Here is a 17,150-nt window from a genome sequence, read left to right on the forward strand (position 1 = left end):
TTCTTAAAAATCCAGAATCAAAGGGTAATGACATAATGGAGCTTACTTATCATCAGTTAACACAAGAAAACGGCATAGCCCGAATTACGTTCAACCGTCCGAAACACAATGTGTTGAACATGGCTATGATGCAGGAATTGACCGCCATATTGGCTGAACTCAACGGCGATGCCGAATTGAAATGCGTGGTCATTGCCGCCGAAGGGGCCAGTTGGTGTGCCGGTGTCGAGGTCCTCGACCACAAGCCTGAACTGGCACCGGACATGATCCTGAACTTCGACGCTCTGCTCAGGCAGATTCATGCCCTCGCCGTTCCTTCCATTGCCGCCGTCAACGGTGCCTGCCTGGGAGGCGGGATGGAGGTCGCCATTGCCTGCGATATAGTTATGGCCGCCAGATCGGCCGTATTCGGCCAACCGGAGATCAAGCTCGGTTTTCTGCCGCCCTATGCCGCAGTCCGCCTGCCTCGTCTGGTAGGACCTTCGCGGGCCATCGAGATCTGCACGACCGGAAGGCGCTACAGCGCCGAGGCGATGCAGCAGATGGGAGTCGTGTGCGATCTATTCGACGACGATGCATTGGAAACAGGGGTGGCCAAACTGACCAAGGAAATCTCGCACGCCAGTCCGCTGATCATCCGACTCAATAAAAAGGCGGTCAACCAGCATGTCGGCATGACGATTGATGACGCCATGGATAGCGTCAACGATATGTTCCTCAACCAGTTGATGCACACTGAGGACACCCTCGAGGGCATCAGAAGTTTTGAAGAAAAACGCCGACCCGAGTGGAAAAACAGGTGAGCGATTACCGTCCCCAAATGACCGATTCCGGAGTGCGGCCTACTCATACCGTTTCGGTGAAAAACGAAAAGGGTGAGGCTAAAGAGGTCGAGATTGCCGGGGAATTACCACTGACGATCCTGGTGGATGGCCATGAAATCGTCACCTTGATGACGCTGGGCACCCACCCGGAGCTGCTTGCGCTGGGGTATCTGCGCAACCAGCGCCTGATAAGCGAGATCGAAACCATTGAATCGGTCCGGGTTGATTGGCAGACGGATTCCGTACATATAAAAACAATAGACGGTAACGGCGGGCAGCTCAGAGAGAAACTCACCGGTCGGACCGTCACCACCGGCTGTGGCCAGGGAACTATCTTCAGCTGCATGATCGATGGGCTCTATGCCGTGAAGTTACGCCCCATTACCCTACGCCAATCGCAGTTGAGCGGGCTGATAAAGTCACTTGCCTCATATAACGAAATTTATAAATCCGCCGGTGCAGTTCATGGCTGTGCGCTGTGCAGCACCGAAAAGGTGGAGATATTTGTCGAAGATGTCGGCCGCCACAACGCCGCCGACACCATCGCCGGGAAAATGTGGCTTGACCGGATCAGCGGTCGAAACAAACTTTTTTACAGTACCGGCCGTCTCACTTCGGAAATTGTGATGAAAGCCGCCTTGATGGAAATTCCGGCCATCGTCTCCAGGTCCGGCATCACGCACATGGGGCTGAATCTCGCCCAGGATCTTGGCATGATCATGATCGCCCGTATCAAGGGTGATAAATTTCTCATTTATAACGGGCAAGAACATTTCATTCATGACTTGTAATTTCTATAAACAACAAAAATGATAAGGAGCAGTCGTTATGACAACAATGGTATCATGGCAGATGGTGAAACCCAATCAACCGCTGGAGCGTGTGGAATCTCCCCTCCCTGAGCCCAAGGCCGGGGAAGTTCTGCTGAAAGTCAGCGGTTGCGGTGTGTGCCACACGGATCTGGGTTTCTTCTATGACGGTGTTCCCGTCAAATCGGCCCTGCCGCTGACCCTGGGACATGAAATCAGCGGTATCGTCCAGGCGACCGGCCCCGGTGCCGAAGCTTGGGACAGATGCGCCGTCGTGGTCCCGGCGGTAATGCCCTGCGGCGAATGTGAGTCCTGCAAGGAAGGCCGCGGCAATATCTGCAGCACCCAGAAAATGCCGGGCAATGACATCCAGGGAGGATTCGCCAGCCATATCGTCGTGCCGGCCAAACAGCTGTGCAATATCCCTGTCGACGAAAACATGAAGCCGATCGGTGCCGCCGACGTCACCCTGGAAGAACTTTCCATAGTCGCCGACGCCGTCACCACCCCCTATCAGGCAATTATCGAAGCGGGTCTCTCCGACAAGGATCTGGCCGTGTTTATCGGCGTGGGCGGTGTCGGTGGTTTTGGTGCCCTGCTGGCCAAAAGCTTCGGTGCCGCGGTGGTAGCCATTGACGTCGATCCGTTGAAGCTGGAAAATCTGTCTTCCTCTGTCGATGCGACCTTTAATGTCAAGGAAATTCCCTTCAAGGACCTGCGTAAGAAGGTCTACGGCGTCGCCAAGGAAACCGGGCGGTCGACCACCCATATCAAGATTTTCGAAACCTCCGGCACCGCCGCCGGACAGAAGACCGCCTTCGGTCTTTTAACCTTCGGTGCCCACCTGTCCATCGTCGGCTTTACCCTCGACATGGTGGAAGTCCGTTTGTCCAACCTGATGGCTTTCAATGCCACGGCGCGGGGCAACTGGGGATGTCTGCCGGAATATTATCGACCGGTCGTCGATCTGATCCTGGCCGGCAAGATGGACCTCAAGCCGTTTGTCAAGACCTTCCCGCTCGATTCCATCAACGAGGTGTTTGAGATGTCCCACCACCGTAAGATCAACCAGCGTCCCATCATGGTACCTTAACATCAATATTAAAAAGAGGATTGAGCATGAGTAAAACAGATGAAGTTATCGCCAAAACGGCACCGGAGCAACTGATTGATCACAACCTGATTGATCGGGACGTGGAGAAACTCTGCGACGGCATGGTGTTATATGAGAAGAGGCCGGCAAAACGTGCTGATGGCAGTGTGGTCGAAGGTTTATACAATGGTTGGATAATTTTCAACAACCCGAAACAGTATAACTCCTATACAACGGATATGGTGAAAGCCACCATTCTCGCCTTTCGCCGCGCATCCGTTGACCGTGAAGTCAACGCTGTGGTTTTCACCGGTTCTGGCGACAAAGCCTTCTGTACCGGTGGCAACACCAAGGAATATGCCGAGTATTATGCGGGCAATCCCCAGGAATATCGGCAATACATGCGACTGTTTAATGATATGGTTTCGGCGATTCTTGCTTGCGACAAGCCGGTGATTTCCCGGGTTAATGGCATGCGGATCGGCGGTGGCCAGGAGATTGGCATGGCCTGCGACTTTACCATCGCCCAGGATCTGGCGAATTTTGGTCAGGCCGGTCCCAAGCACGGTTCGGCTGCTATCGGCGGTGCAACCGACTTTTTACCGGTCATGATTGGTTGTGAGCAGGCCATGATTTCCGGCACGCTCTGCGAGCCATTCTCTGCTCATAAGGCGGCACGGCTTGGTATCATTGCTGACCTGGTGCCCGCGTTGAAGGTGAACGGCAAATTTATCGCCAATCCCACGGTTATTACGGATCAGATGTTCGACGAATACGGCCGGGTGATCCTTGGCGAGTTTAAGACCGGCACTGCTTTCAAGGAAGGTCGGGCTTTGATCAAAGATGGTGAGATTGACCTGAGTCTGTTAGACCAGAAGGTTGAAGAAATGTGCGCCAAACTTCTTGAGACCTTCCCCGAGTGTATGACTAAGAGTCTTGAAGAGCTGCGCAAACCGAAGCTGCAGGCCTGGAATCTGAATAAGGAAAACTCCCGAGCCTGGTTGGCGTTGAATATGATGAATGAAGCCAGGACAGGTTTTCGCGCCTTTAACGAGGGCACCAAAGAGACCGGTCGTGAAATCGACTTTGTCAAACTTCGCCAGGCCATGGCCAAAGGCGTTCCCTGGACCGATGAGCTAATTGAGAGTTTGATGCCGACTGAGAAGAAATAACAATATTAGAGAGGAAACTATGTTACTGGAAAATAAAAATGCCATCGTCACCGGTGGCTCCCAGGGTATCGGCACCGCCGCATCGTTAATGCTGGCCGAGGAAGGCGCCAATGTCTGCCTGACCTACCGCAGCCATAAGGAAGAAGCCGAAGCCATCGTCAAACAGATAGAAGGAATGGGGCGCAAGGCAATATGCGTCAAATGCGATATCGCCTCCTTCAGCGAAGCCGAAGCGGTGGTCAAGGCCGCCCTGGAAGCATTCGGCAAAATAGATATCCTGGTCAACAACGCGGGAATGAACTGGGACGGCGTCTGCTGGAAAATGACCGAGGAGCAGTGGGACAGGGTCCTGGAAGTCAATCTGAAAGGCTACTTCAATTTCACCCGTCACACCGCTCCCCTTCTCAAGGAACAGAAATCCGGACGCATTATCAATGTGACCTCGATCAACGGCATGCGCGGCAAGTTCGGCCAGTCCAACTACAGCGCCTCCAAGGCCGGCATCATCGGCTACACCAAGGCGGTGGCCAAGGAATTGGGCGCCTTTGGGGTGACGGTCAACGCTGTGGCTCCGGGTCTCATCGAAACCCCGATGCTGAAAGAGTCCGAGGCCCGAGACAAAATCGTCGATCTGGCCATGGCCGAAATCGTCCTCAAACGGGTCGGACAACCCGAGGATCTGGCCAATGTCATCGCCTTCCTGGCCTCTGACAAAGCCAAGCATGTTACCGGCGAATGCATCAAGGTTGACGGGGGTCAATACATCTAACACCCCGCAAGGGGGGTATAAGTGCCTTACAGTTTATTTTTTTTGCTCAAAAATACTCTGTAAGGCGCTCATCTCAAAAAGGAAACACCTATGAAAAAAGTAGCCATTATAGGAGTTGGACAGAGTAAATTTGTCCGTAATTATCCGGGATCAATCCGTGAGCTGGCCTTCGAAGGTTTCAAGGAAGCGATCACCGATGCCGGGATCACCGCCAAGGATATCGATGCGTCGATTTTGTGCTCAGCTCCGGAATATGACAAACAGCGGTCACCATCGGCTGTCGTTGCCGAGTACCTTGGGCTCAACCCGCAGCCGACCTTTTATATAGAATCGCTCTGCTCGTCGTCCAGTACAGGCCTGAAGATGGCCTACGCCATGGTGGCGTCCGGCGTCCACGACGTCGTGGCAGTGATCGGCCTGCAGAAGATGTCGGAAATCTCTTCGGCCGAGAGCCAGGAACGCATGGGGCGCGGTGCCGACATTCAGTGGGAGAGCCCCTTCGGCACCATGATGCCGGCCTATTACGCCATGCACGCCCAGGCCCATATGGACAAGTACGGCACCACCCTGGAGGACCTGGCGGCGGTTCGTGTCAAGGCGTCCACATACGGCCAGATCAATGACCGGGCGGTTTTCCGCAAGGCCGTGACCCATGATATGTTTACCGACCCGAAAAACATGATGGCAGGTCCGGTATCCAGCCCTCTGCGGGTAGGAGATTGCTGTGCCAATGCCGACGGCACCTCGTGCCTGATTGTGGCCAGCGCCGAAAAGGCCAAGTTATTCAGTAAGAAACCGGTCTATATTTTGGGTATTGGAGCGGCAAGCGCCAGCGTCAACCTCGCCGGACGAGACTATCTGTATGGACTGAAGGCGGCGGAGCAGGCAGCCAAGGAGGCATACGCCATGGCCGGAGTGGGCCCGAAAAATATCGATGTGGCCGAAGTACACGACTGTTTCACCATCGCCGAATTGCTCGCCTATGAGGCCTTGGGCTTTGCCGAGCCCGGCGGAGCCAAAGAGCTGATCCGGGGCAAGGAGACATACAAAGAGGGCAGCATTCCGGTCAACGTGGACGGCGGCCTGCTCTCCAAGGGCCACCCCATCGGCGCCACCGGCGGCAGCCAGGTCCGCACGATTGTCCTGCAGCTGCGGGGTGAAGCAGGAGACATTCAGGTCAAGGATCCACAGATCGGCCTGGTACATAACATCGGCGGTGTGGGCATCTACGGCAATGTGACCATTCTTGGCAACGAGTAATCTGGAGGAAGAGATGAGTGAAAAAAAGGAAGATGTCCGCTTCGGCAAATTCGGCACGGTGAGCTTCACCCGGACAACACGGGTTAACGATTTTATTGACCATTTGGAAAGCGGCAAGGTCATGTATACGGTCTGCAAATCCTGCGGGGTTAAATATTTCCCACCCCGGGCCGACTGTGCGGCATGCCTGTCAAGCGACATGGAGTGGCGTGAAGTGAGCGGAACCGGCAAGCTGGTATCTTACAGTCAGCTGCAATACGCCCCGGTGGGCTTCGAGGCCGACGTGCCATACACCATCGCCATGCTCGATTACGGCGATTATCAGGTTTTCGGACGACTCGACAAGGATCTTGATCTGGCCGAGGTCAAGATCGGAATGCCGATGACCACCGTCGTCAATGAACTGACCAACGGACAACTGAACTATATCTTCAAAAAGGCATAGCTGAAAGTCCCTTGAATCAGGCGACTTCCACGGATTTACGGTAAGTAAAGCTGCGACTCGTGCGGCGTTATTCCGCATACCGTATTTCCGTGGTCGGCCTCTGCTGTGCTCAGGCCGCGGCAGATCCTACAGAACAGTATCTCTGCGAACCCGACCGATGAAATAATCCTCATTTAATAAGGGTGTTTAAACATAATCTAGCCATAATTATGCTGCCATTTTTTTTTCAGGATACAGCGGGAGTTGCAGTGGATTGACAGTCCATTTCTTTTTTCGTTTGCCTGCCATTTTTATCAACAATACTGAGATGCTGCTCATTGTATAACAAAGCTTTCACCTCCTATTCATCCGTGCTTCCAGCGCGGTGAGCCCTTCTATGATTTCAGCGAAACCTGGGGACTTACCTATGAACATTTCGTTCCTTGCCTTATAATCTTTTCTATCTCTTCCAAGTAACGTATTGTCTTCAGGTAAGAGACGTAATCTGCCTATTTTGCAACAAAGGACTTGGCATACCTGAAAAAATGGTTTTGTTTACCACGAGTTAGGTTCGAGGAAGAAAATGACTATCAGGATTGTAAGATTGGGGAGTCCCAGAGAGGACACTGAAGGGCTGCGGATAGGAACGGTGCGGCGGCCTCCTCGTGGAGTGAAGAAGGAAGACTACTCCAGGAAGGATATCTACGATGTTTGGTTTCCAAATTTATCTCCAAGCGAGGCTTTGGTGAAGGAGGCTCAAGCCGCCGATGATGAGAAGTCCTGGAAAACGTTCAAGAGAAAATTTCTGTCCGAGCTGAAGGCTTCAGGACCAAGTAAGGATTTGGACCTGTTGGCGGCATTGTCACATCAGACGAATATGTCGATTGGCTGTTATTGCGAAGATGAGGCTCACTGCCATCGCTCAATTTTGAGGGAGCTTCTCATAAAGAGAGGCGCGGACGTCAAATAGACCATACCGGGCAACATAGCCCCCAAGCTTCGCTCAATCAATCGGAGGTATCTGTTCCCTCACCCGCTTCAACCAAGCCGAGATAACTAGCCTGGTCGTAAAGTCGCTGCGTCATCCCTCTGTGTCAATGTGAGTGAGATACCTACCCCTTCGACAATTGCCAGCAGGTTCCAGTAGGCATAAGCTGTGTCAAGACCATTGATGCGGATGCTTACAGTCTTCTTTTGCCAATCGATGGTTTGCAGGGACGTAAGAACCTGCATTCTTGCACCTTCTTTCGCCTCCTGCGGGACACTGTCTTCTAGGCCGAGCATGATAACATCGGCCGCACTTTCGGCGATCTTGGTATGCATTTTCTGAATATGTCCGGGAACCGACAAAATCGAGCGATAGGGTTTCATGAACATTCTCATCGCTATTCCGGGTCGCCGAGTTTGTAACGTATCCGAAGAACGCCATCGTTGCAATCCTGGGAGATCATATGGAACTCGCCGATTTCGGCGGTATTGTCCACATGTTCGCCGATGCAGGGGCAAAAATCATAGTCGCCGATGCGCACTATGCGAACGGTTTCGACGCCGTTTGGAAGACGGGTGAGGTTAAAATGCCGATTGGCTTCCTCAATGGAAATTATATCTTCAGTTACATCCAGATTCGCGGAAATCACCTTATTGACCACTGCTTCCACTTCCTTCGCTTCGTCATCTGTCAGGGCTCTGGCGAAGTGGTAGTCACACTTGGACTTCTTCTTGTTCACGTGGGCGCTGAAGCATCGTCCGCAATCGAATTTCCTGACCATTGCCTGATTGAGTATGTGTTCCGCCGAATGCATGCGCGGAACATAAGATTTTGTCATATCGCTCTATTGGTGATTTTTGACTGTTAAAAAATAATCCGTGGCATCGAGAGGTCAAACTTGTAAGTGTAAAGTTGAACCATTGGCATCCCCTGGGGCTTGTCGCTTCGTGCTGGTCCATAGTCAGGCTACCAGTTTCCGGCGTTCAGCTTCGCTGAGACCGGCAACATACTCGACCATACCGCGCAATGAATTGCCGAGAAACTCACGCTCGCGTTGCAGTTCGTCTGCAGGGAGTTGGCTGATCAGGGCGTAGTTTTCGTCTCGTTCAATCAGCCAGTCATAAAAAGCCTGCTCGCGTGATTCACCCTGAAGATGCTCCGTTGCCACTGCCCCTTTTACCCACAGCCTCAGCTGCTGTTTGGCGATTTTCAGGTGGGTCACGGCGTCTTCGACCAGACCATAATGGGCAAAGATCATCCGCTGAGGGGTTAGCGCGATCATCCGTTCGATCGAGTCGAGCGCGACCTCAAGAATGAAACGTGGCGGCGTGGCCGGGCGCATGTAGATTCCCCGGCTCACTTCGCTGTGTACTCCGGCAACCTCTCCAGCAAAGAGCAGATCGTCGGCCAGATAACAACAGTGGTGCTGGGCGTGACCGGGTGTCTTATAGCTGCGAATGCCGGTGCTGTCGATCTGTTCGAGGTAACAGATTTTTTCCTGGGGGATCGCGATGATTTCCCCATAGGCTTCGGCGGTTTTTCCCAGCACCTTCAGGGAACCCTGCCAGAGCTTAGCCGGATCGATCATATGCCGGATTCCCTCCGGGTGGCAGATCACCTGCGCGGTGGGGTAGTGCTTCAGCAGTTCGCCGGTTCCGCCGGCATGATCGATGTGAATATGGGTCAGCAGGATGTAATCGAGGTGATCGATTCCCGCCTTGCTCAGTTCCTGAAGCAGATGCGGGATGGTAGAAAGCGGGCCCGGGTCAATCAACAACCGATAACCTGCACTCTGCCAGCACCAGCTGCTTATAAAGCGGCTAAAGCCGGACAGGCTCGGCTGATTAAGATCGATGCAAAACAGATTCAGTTCTTTCATGGTGGATAGTCCTTTTAAAAATTCGATTCGACCCAGCGAGGGAGTCGCGGTCAATAAAACTGGACAAGCCAAAGGGATCGTCAGGTTACTGGAGATCCTGAGTTATTTTTCTCACCGTTTCAAGAAGTGGAGTGATTTTACGCTTGCACAGGTCAGATTCCCGGATTCGGAGGAGAATATCCACATCACCCTCCTCATTCCTTACTGTCGAACCAAAAATACCGATTGCCATGATGCCGTAATAATTGGCACGTTATTTTTTAGAATTACGCAGAATATCATTAAGTTCCCCTTTTTGCATTATCGCTTTCCTTGCTTTTCTATACTTTTCAAAAGTTCACTAGCGATATTAGGACTTTCGAGCCGCATGATGCTCTCTTCGGCGCTGCCGAAACTGAGCAGATTGATACTCCCATACCATACGATCTTTTGATCGATGAGCGCGAATTTCTGGTGTATGTTTGAACGAAACACCACGTTCACATTAGCATGTTGTAACATATCCAGAGTCCCTTGCAAGGCGGTTGGTTCCTTTTCTCCGAAATCTCCTGGCGGTCTCGTTACAACTATTACCCTTACCTTATTCCGCAACGCAATCTCCAACTGCTGCATCATTTGCAAGGTGCGCCTCTTGGTAACGAAGGGGCTTACGATCAGAATCTCTCTTTCCGCGGCCAGGATATCATTGCCGTAAACCGGTAAAAAATTACTCTTGTCGAAGATAATATTGATTGAGTCCGCCTCGACAGCTCCAGCTTTCGCCTGGTAACCGATTGAGGCGTAGCCGTTCAGCCGTTTATGGTACATCTTCTCCAGCATGCTTACATGGATATCGACATAGTCATAGATCTGGACCTCTCTTTTTTCTTCAAACAGTCGGTGAAGCCTACCCGCATATTGCTGCAGAGTCCCCTTCCAGGATATCGGCATGGTCAGAAACAAAGTGTCAAGACGCGGTTCGTCGAATCCCTCCCCGATATACCTGCCCGTAGCGACCAGCGTCAATTGCTTGTCTGTGGGTGTGTCGGATATGCATTTGAAGATTTCTGCGATTTCCCTTGTTCCCCTTCCACCTCTCAGTGTCATGACTTCGGAAATTCTTTCCCTTAGCTTTCCGGCGATTAATTCCAGATGGTTGGTCCTTTCAGTCAAGACAAGGCAGTTCCTGCCACTCTCATGACTTTTTACCACATCGTCAACAATCATCTGATTACGCATCTCGTTAACAACCATCAACGAATAATGTTCCTGAATGGATACGTCCTTTTCATCCTTGTCAAGCGGAACCCGCAGTGCGGTAAATCTCGGTATGACGAAATGATCGAAGGGCCTTTTTTCCGCCTGTTTCTTTGCGTCATCACTGTATCGTACCGGCCCGCATTGCATGAAGATTATGGGATGATGACCGTCCTTCCTGACAGGGGTTGCGGTTAAGCCATAGACATACTTTGCCTTTGCGGCTTTAAGAATCTGGTCAAAACTCACGGCTGCGACATGATGGCATTCGTCGACGATGATCATGCCATAGTTTTTCACGCACTCCCTCACTTCATTCTTCCTGTTCAACGATTGCATCAAAGCAATATCAATGATTCCACCCAGGCTGTTCTTGCCTTGCCCCAGTTGTCCGATTATGCTTGCAGACTTTTTTCGTCCTCTCTTTTTCACGCCTTTGTCCGATACAGGCAGGGGTTCATTTATCGCCAGGAATTCAGTCAATTTTTTCGTCCATTGCGTTATCAGGCTGGCTTTATCGACAATGATGAGGGTGTTGACTTTTCTCTCGGCGATCAGTTTGATTGCTACAACCGTTTTCCCGAAAGCCGTTGTGCCGGAGAGTACGCCGATATCATGCTCAAGCAACCTGTCCACTGCCTGTGGCTGCTCATCTCTCAGGTTGCCATTGAATGCAACGTCGATCCTTTTGCCGTGATTGGTCTTATCCAGGCAATTGACATCCATTCCTCGTTCAGCAAAAACTGCCCTCAGATCCTGCTCGCAGCCTCTCGGCAGACAGAGATATTCAGCGGTATCTTCAGCACAACAGATAATTCTCGGTTTGTCATAGGTCGGCATGCGCATCGCCTGATTCTTGTAGAACTCGGGATTCTTGAAAGCCGCCAGGCGTTTTAACTGGTTCAGAGCCCTTTGAGAGATACCTGCCTTCGGAACAAAGAGCATGTTTGATTTTACGATCTCTATTTGTCGCGGAAAATCTGTTTTCAGTAATTTGACCTTGGTCGTTTCCCATGGCTTTTGCGTTTCTTCTGCATCTCTTTTCAAGACCCCGAGTTCACTTCCCTGACCCAGTTTCAAAGTAAGTGTTTTTACGTCATCTTCCAAGAGCGTTCGAATCGTGTCTAAAAATGCCCACTGGTCTGGATACGCCTCGAAATTCCGGTCGATGAATTCACTGTTTTTATCCTTTCTTGCCTCCTTTTGCAAAGGCAGCGCTATCAGATTCCCCAGACCACCCCTGGGCATCGTGTCCTGATTGGGGAAAAATCTGTCATATGATCTGAAAGTGATCTCATGCCTGTTCTGCATGGTGTAGGTAAGGAGGGATGTGCCTAATTTTCTAGCCAGGCATGCAGCTATCGGCTCTTTAAAGAATAACCACGCATGACTTCCATTGCCGGAACGTGAGCGCTCAACGGCAACAGGGATATTAAATTCAGCACACACCTCCCGCAATACCGAGATATCCTTTTTCCACTCCCCATCGTCAAAATCGATCGCCAGAAACCAACACGTCTCATCAGGAAGCATCGGGTATATTCCGGCGACTATTTTCCCCCGCAGATGGTCATCAATCACTTTCTTATTTAGGCCAGCATACGCCTTATAGATACAACCGGTGCATGTCCCCTTCGGCTTAACGCATAGTCCGGGTTTCCATTCATTCAGACAGGAGGGAGAATACCCAGACGTCCCTTTTTTTTTGTTTTCCCATCTCCTGGCGTAAACATCGTCCCGCCCTCTGAAGAGCGACATAAACAGCCTGATTTTTTCTCCTTCGTCAGCGTTCTTGCTCATGCCTGGAGGCGAAACTCTAGCAGCCTGCGGAGCGATTATTTCAGATTCGGATTTATTCTTGGAAATTTCATCACTTGAATACCGCGCCTCCACAATAACCAACCGGGCTTTCAGGGTTCTGATTTCCTCTTTCAACTTACTGTTCTCGATCAATAACACCTGACACTTCTCAGACAGCTCTGAAATTGAAATAGAATCATCATTTTTCACGTTGAGACCTCTCGCATTTCCCGTCTGAGACGCAGGGATTAAAACTCTTCAAGAACAGGCTTCACGAACATTGCGACAGGAACGCTCATAGGCCCAGACAAAGACATAGCGTAACAGTTCGATCAGGTACTCAGTTCATGCACCCCGAACAACTCTTCCAGCCGCCGCGGCAAGGCAATCGGCAAATAAACACCGCCGCAGATATCTATCTGACAGTAAAAAAGATATCCTTATGGCCGTATTATGTCAATTTTGGAGGTGTTGATGATCCGCACTTTCGTTCTTCCCCCGGAAAAAACCAAGATGAGCCAGGATCTTCTCAGTGCTAAGAGGTATCCCTTAGCAGGTTGCAATCGGAGAGGCACCCTTCGAGGCTTGAGCTTCTTCCCGAATATGCGAAGACATGCGATAGAGAGAAACACTTGGTTAGATGGCAGCATCAACTGCTCCATTTTCAACATTCGAGTTACTTGATAGTGCTTTCGAATCAAGCATTGAAAGCTATATCGCAAAACAAGGAAAGATTTTTGGCAACAAAAAAAGGGATAACCAGCTATTATCGCTGGTTATCCCCTGTTTTTACTGGTACCCTCGGCGCGAATCGAACGCGCGACACCAGGATTAGGAATCCTGTGCTCTATCCCCTGAGCTACGAGGGCTTTTGGAACAAAAAGCAACTCAGGCGGAATAATACTCAAGTTTTTTTAAAGCGCAATCCTTTTTCAATAGTCCGTCGAGAGATTTACCGCCTAAACTGCCATTGTTTTTTCACGCCAAGGCGAAGATCAGAAAATCTCACCGTCAGCAAAGAGCGATTCACCGTCTTCAATGGTCTTTCCAGGATATGCGTCTTCGGTAATATTCGTATTAATCACACAGTTTCTGCCGATATTCTGGCCGGCAGGTACCATCGCACCCTTGCCGATCAAGGTAATTCCCGTATAGAGATGACTTGGTTTGAGTTGATTGACCACCGTATAGTTTTCACCGAAACCAACAACCGCATTGGCTCCTACCTGAACCCTTTTATCGAGGATGGCCAGGTCGACAATCGCCCCTTTTCTGACAATACAGTCTTCAAAAAGAATAGAATTTTTCACAATCGCCCCTTCCTCTACCACCACTCCAGGTGCGAGAACTGAGTTGATCACCGAACCCTGGATGTTACTGCCGGCGGAAATCATACAGTTTTCCAGGTGGCACGCTGTCCCAAAACGTGCCGGGGCACGATCGGCTGCTCGCCCCACGGTCTCGATATTGGTGCGAATCTCCCATCGTTGCGGCGAGATGCCGCTCTCTTTCTTTAAAATATCCATATTGGCTTCCCAGTAGGCCTGAATTGTTCCGACATCACGCCAATAGCCATAAAACGGGTAGGCAAAGACATTATCCTCGGCAATCGCCCGCGGCAGAATATGGTGGCCGAAATCAATTTCCGACTTATCGCGGACCAAGGTGTCAAGCAGGTATTTGTAATCAAAAACGTAGATTCCCATCGAGGCCAGATTGGTTCGCGGGTTCTTCGGCTTCTCCTCCCACTCGATAATCCGGTCGTGCTTGTCAACGATTCCGGAACCAAACTGGTACATTTCACTTTTCGGCACGATCATCATGGCGACAGTCACATCGGCATTCTTTGAGCGGTGATATTCGATCATCGCATCAAAATCCATATGATAGATATGATCGCCGGAAAGAATAACCACCTGTTCAGCTGGATTAGCCTCGAGAAAATCGAGATTTCTGCGCACCGCGTCGGCTGTACCATGGTACCAGTCTGATTCTTTTTCTCCCGTCCGTGGGGGCAGAATGGTTACGCCTCTGCTTCTACCGGTAAAATCCCAGGCTTCGCCCATGCCCAGGTGATGCATCAGTGACAGCGGCTTATACTGGGTCAGCACGCCGACCTTTTTCAGTCCGGAATTCATAACGTTACTGAGACTGAAATCGATAATCCGATAAATGCCGCCAAAGGGTACCGCCGGCTTCGCCCGTTTTTGCACGAGGATATTCAAGCGGCTGCCGACGCCGCCGGCCAGAATGAGGACCAATGCTTCTTTCGCTCGTTTCATCGCAGCACCTCCCCTGAGTTGACGACTGCAGGCCAGTTTCTGTTAGGAATTTGCGGATAGATGGTCGCACCTTCGCCAATGATCGTTTTGTCGGGAATTTTGTTGTTCCAGCCGATCATCGTCACCGGGGTCTTGTCATCACATACCGCCGGGCCGATGACAACATTTCTGCCGAAGTTATTGTTCACATCGGAGACGATCTTGTTTAAGCGGCAATTCTCACCGACTATATTACTGAAAAAAATAACGGAGTTCTCCACCACCGCACCTTTTTTCACATGCACCCCGGGAAAGAGAATCGAGTTCCTCACAGTCCCGCCTATCTTGCAGCCGTTATATATCATGCTGTTCTGAACCACCGCCTCCTGCCCCATCAGGGCCGGCTCATTATCGCGTATGTGTCGATGTTCAAGGTTGGTACGAAATATCCATTTCTCCAGGTCGATGAGAGGCTCAGGGCCGAGCAAATCCATATTCGATTGCCAGTATTCATCGATTGTTCTCGTATAGCCCCAATAGCCGCAGAATTTATAACCGAAAACCTTGCAATTCTGCTCGATCATCATCGGAATGATGTCTTTGCCGAAGTGATACGAGTCACCCTCCTGGTTTTTTTCCAATACCCTATACAGTACCTCCGGCTTGAAGCAGAGGATCGTCATCGATGCCCAGTCGGATTCTGGATCGGCGGGTTTTTCCCAGTACTTGACGACCCTGCCGCCGCGTTTGCCGTCCTCATCGTCGAGGCAGGCCACGCCAAACCTGTTTGCTTCATTTCTGGGAACTTTGGTGAAAGCCACGGTCAGATCAGCATCCTTTTCGGTGTGATAGTCGATCAGGTCCTGGTAATCCATCTTGTAGATATGATCCCCGGACAGGATAAGGATCTCTTCAGGGCAGTGGTATTGGACATAGTCAAGGTTTTTGTAGATGGCATCGGCCGGTCCTCTGTACCACTCACTGGCATCAGTACCGAGAAAAGGCGGCAGGATCGACACGTGACGATATCGGCCAATCATATCCCAGGCTGCTCCCGTACCGATATGATTGATGAGCGAGTAACTGTGATACTGGCTGAGGAGGGCAACCTGCTCAATACCGGAATTGAGCAGGTTGCTGAGAGAGAAATCAATAACTCGACCGACACCGCCGAAAGGGACCGCTGATTTCGGGCGATAATAGGTCAGGACGTTTAACTCATCGACCCGACTGCCCGCAAGAATCATTGCCAGAGTGGAAGGTTTCAGCATAGGCGCACCTCAGAATGAGAAGAGCAACACAGAAGATGCGAAAAAACTTCAAGAAATTCCAAGCATTCTCGCCCGAGTACTTTCTCATATGGTAAAATAAAGCGGGCCCATGCGCAACCCCGAAGAAGACAATCCTATCAGAAAAATCAGATATGCCGCATTATGAAACGCTTCAGGGTGTCGGAAGTGAACTCCTTATCACCCAATTGAAGATTTTTCAGAGGCACCTCCGCCCTGGCTGCGCCTTTATGACCGCCGGCAGAGCCGAGAGAACCAAAAATTCTTTCCGCCAGCTTCCCGGCACTTTTTCGATACCCATCACATCGGAAAATAACGATCAATTTTTCACCGTGAATACCGGAAACGAAAACCCAGTCGATCTCACCGACATGATTGAGAAAATCCGCAACAATGACCAGAACGTCGGGGCTTCTTACCCGTCCTAAATGACTGTAATAACGGCCTTTAGAATATTTCAGCTCCGCCAGCGCGATGGAAAAATATTTCAGTTCCGACCGGCGCAGATCGGTCAGCTCGAATTTTCGTACCAGGTCCCGGTTGGCAATATTAAAGAGATAGCGAAAGGAGATCCCATCGGCCAGAACCGATTTCTGCTCAAAGTCCTGCGTGTCGACCTTTATGCCATAAAAGAGGGCGGTGGCCAGGGCCACCGAAGGTGTCATGCCTGCCGCCCGCAGGTACTCGACCGCCATCGTTGACGTCGCCCCGTATTCTGGCCGAATATCGATAAATTCGCAGTCAAAATCGCCGGCAACGGGATGATGGTCGATAATTGCATGGAATTTAATTTTTTCAAAACACGGCAGATGGGTAGGCTGGGAATCGACCATGACCCTCTTGCTGTAATTATCGACTTTGATATCTTTAAGTCGTTCCAGAGGGATCCTCAACCTTTCGACCATCGCCTGGTTGTTGAGACGCCGTATCTCATTGGGATGGGTGATGGTAACACTTTTTACCTTGTAACGAAGAAGCCTTTTGACCGCCATAGCCGTTGCCAGAGCATCCGGGTCGGCATTAATAACAACCAAGACTTCGTCATCCTTTGCAAAAATACTTCTGAAGGCATGTAAACGATCTTTTGCAGTATTTGCAGTGTTCTTGTTAATTTGTTTACATGGAAGAAGGGAGCTTTTTTTTTGTTTATGGGCCATACACGGTAACAGTGGCATCATTTTGGTGCATGAATCCTGTCGATAGGGCTACCCGGCGGGCAGGCTTTTTAAACAACGGCCATATCGCAGTCCATGCGGCAATCGTTTTCCCTCAAACCTCTCTCTATTTTTATCAGAGACCAAGAAGAAGTTACCGACTACACCCAAAAGCCATCCATCTCCTGTTCA

The 17,150-nt window shown here is 50.8% G+C and carries 15 protein-coding genes and 1 tRNA gene; 8 read left to right on the forward strand and 8 right to left on the reverse strand.

Going from position 1 to position 17,150, the window contains the following annotated elements; translation table 11 throughout:
- Positions 1-119: 119 nt before the first annotated feature.
- From ACYQ8U_RS16315 to ACYQ8U_RS16350, 8 genes are all read left to right on the forward strand, one after another.
- Positions 120-803 carry an enoyl-CoA hydratase/isomerase family protein gene (locus tag ACYQ8U_RS16315; RefSeq protein ID WP_459946619.1) on the forward strand — a complete coding sequence of 228 codons (684 nt, stop codon included), beginning with the start codon at positions 120-122 and terminating at the stop codon, positions 801-803.
- Positions 800-1,615 (forward strand): formate dehydrogenase accessory sulfurtransferase FdhD, encoded by an 816-nt coding sequence (locus ACYQ8U_RS16320; protein ID WP_459946620.1) that lies wholly within the window; start codon positions 800-802, stop codon positions 1,613-1,615. The genes ACYQ8U_RS16315 and ACYQ8U_RS16320 overlap by 4 nt, the downstream gene beginning before the upstream one ends.
- Before the next feature lie 37 nt (positions 1,616-1,652).
- Positions 1,653-2,726 (forward strand): 6-hydroxycyclohex-1-ene-1-carbonyl-CoA dehydrogenase, encoded by a 1,074-nt coding sequence (had, locus tag ACYQ8U_RS16325; RefSeq protein ID WP_459946621.1) that lies wholly within the window; start codon positions 1,653-1,655, stop codon positions 2,724-2,726.
- A gap of 26 nt (positions 2,727-2,752) precedes the next feature.
- Positions 2,753-3,898 carry a 6-oxocyclohex-1-ene-1-carbonyl-CoA hydratase gene (gene oah, locus ACYQ8U_RS16330; protein WP_459946622.1) on the forward strand — a complete coding sequence of 382 codons (1,146 nt, stop codon included), beginning with the start codon at positions 2,753-2,755 and terminating at the stop codon, positions 3,896-3,898.
- Positions 3,899-3,917: 19 nt separating this feature from the next.
- Positions 3,918-4,667 (forward strand): SDR family oxidoreductase, encoded by a 750-nt coding sequence (locus tag ACYQ8U_RS16335; RefSeq protein ID WP_459946623.1) that lies wholly within the window; start codon positions 3,918-3,920, stop codon positions 4,665-4,667.
- A 90-nt stretch (positions 4,668-4,757) separates the two neighbouring features.
- Positions 4,758-5,927 (forward strand): thiolase C-terminal domain-containing protein, encoded by a 1,170-nt coding sequence (locus ACYQ8U_RS16340; protein WP_459946624.1) that lies wholly within the window; start codon positions 4,758-4,760, stop codon positions 5,925-5,927.
- Positions 5,928-5,940: 13 nt separating this feature from the next.
- Complete coding sequence (locus tag ACYQ8U_RS16345) at positions 5,941-6,372, forward strand: Zn-ribbon domain-containing OB-fold protein (RefSeq protein ID WP_459946625.1); 432 nt, start codon at positions 5,941-5,943, stop codon at positions 6,370-6,372.
- Positions 6,373-6,934: 562 nt separating this feature from the next.
- Complete coding sequence (locus ACYQ8U_RS16350; protein WP_459946626.1) at positions 6,935-7,321, forward strand: DUF488 domain-containing protein; 387 nt, start codon at positions 6,935-6,937, stop codon at positions 7,319-7,321.
- 86 nt (positions 7,322-7,407) lie between these two features.
- Here the strand turns inward: ACYQ8U_RS16350 and ACYQ8U_RS16355 are convergent, their stop codons facing one another.
- The 8 genes from ACYQ8U_RS16355 to ACYQ8U_RS16390 all read right to left on the reverse strand — a co-directional run bounded on the left by ACYQ8U_RS16355 (position 7,408) and on the right by ACYQ8U_RS16390 (position 16,838).
- The gene (locus tag ACYQ8U_RS16355; protein WP_459946627.1) at positions 7,408-7,722 is read right to left on the reverse strand and encodes an aldolase/citrate lyase family protein; all 315 of its coding nucleotides are present in this window, start codon (positions 7,720-7,722) and stop codon (positions 7,408-7,410) included.
- A 14-nt stretch (positions 7,723-7,736) separates the two neighbouring features.
- The gene (locus tag ACYQ8U_RS16360; protein ID WP_459946628.1) at positions 7,737-8,177 is read right to left on the reverse strand and encodes an alanyl-tRNA editing protein; all 441 of its coding nucleotides are present in this window, start codon (positions 8,175-8,177) and stop codon (positions 7,737-7,739) included.
- A 123-nt stretch (positions 8,178-8,300) separates the two neighbouring features.
- Entirely contained in the window at positions 8,301-9,218 is a 918-nt protein-coding gene (locus tag ACYQ8U_RS16365; RefSeq protein ID WP_459946629.1) for an MBL fold metallo-hydrolase, read from the reverse strand.
- 300 nt (positions 9,219-9,518) lie between these two features.
- A complete protein-coding gene (locus ACYQ8U_RS16370) occupies positions 9,519-12,446 on the reverse strand; it encodes a TOTE conflict system archaeo-eukaryotic primase domain-containing protein (RefSeq protein WP_459946678.1) in 2,928 nt (975 codons plus the stop codon).
- Between the two features lie 601 nt (positions 12,447-13,047).
- Positions 13,048-13,123: transfer RNA gene (locus tag ACYQ8U_RS16375), tRNA-Arg, on the reverse strand.
- A 126-nt stretch (positions 13,124-13,249) separates the two neighbouring features.
- Positions 13,250-14,536, reverse strand: coding sequence for a glucose-1-phosphate adenylyltransferase family protein (locus tag ACYQ8U_RS16380; protein ID WP_459946630.1), 1,287 nt, complete (start codon positions 14,534-14,536; stop codon positions 13,250-13,252).
- Positions 14,533-15,786, reverse strand: coding sequence for a glucose-1-phosphate adenylyltransferase family protein (locus ACYQ8U_RS16385; RefSeq protein WP_459946631.1), 1,254 nt, complete (start codon positions 15,784-15,786; stop codon positions 14,533-14,535). The genes ACYQ8U_RS16380 and ACYQ8U_RS16385 overlap by 4 nt, the downstream gene beginning before the upstream one ends.
- Positions 15,787-15,932: 146 nt before the next feature.
- Positions 15,933-16,838, reverse strand: a complete 906-nt coding sequence (locus ACYQ8U_RS16390) for a DHH family phosphoesterase (protein ID WP_459946632.1) — start codon at positions 16,836-16,838, stop codon at positions 15,933-15,935.
- Positions 16,839-17,150: the final 312 nt, after the last annotated feature.

The organism is Desulfocastanea catecholica (assembly GCF_054657295.1).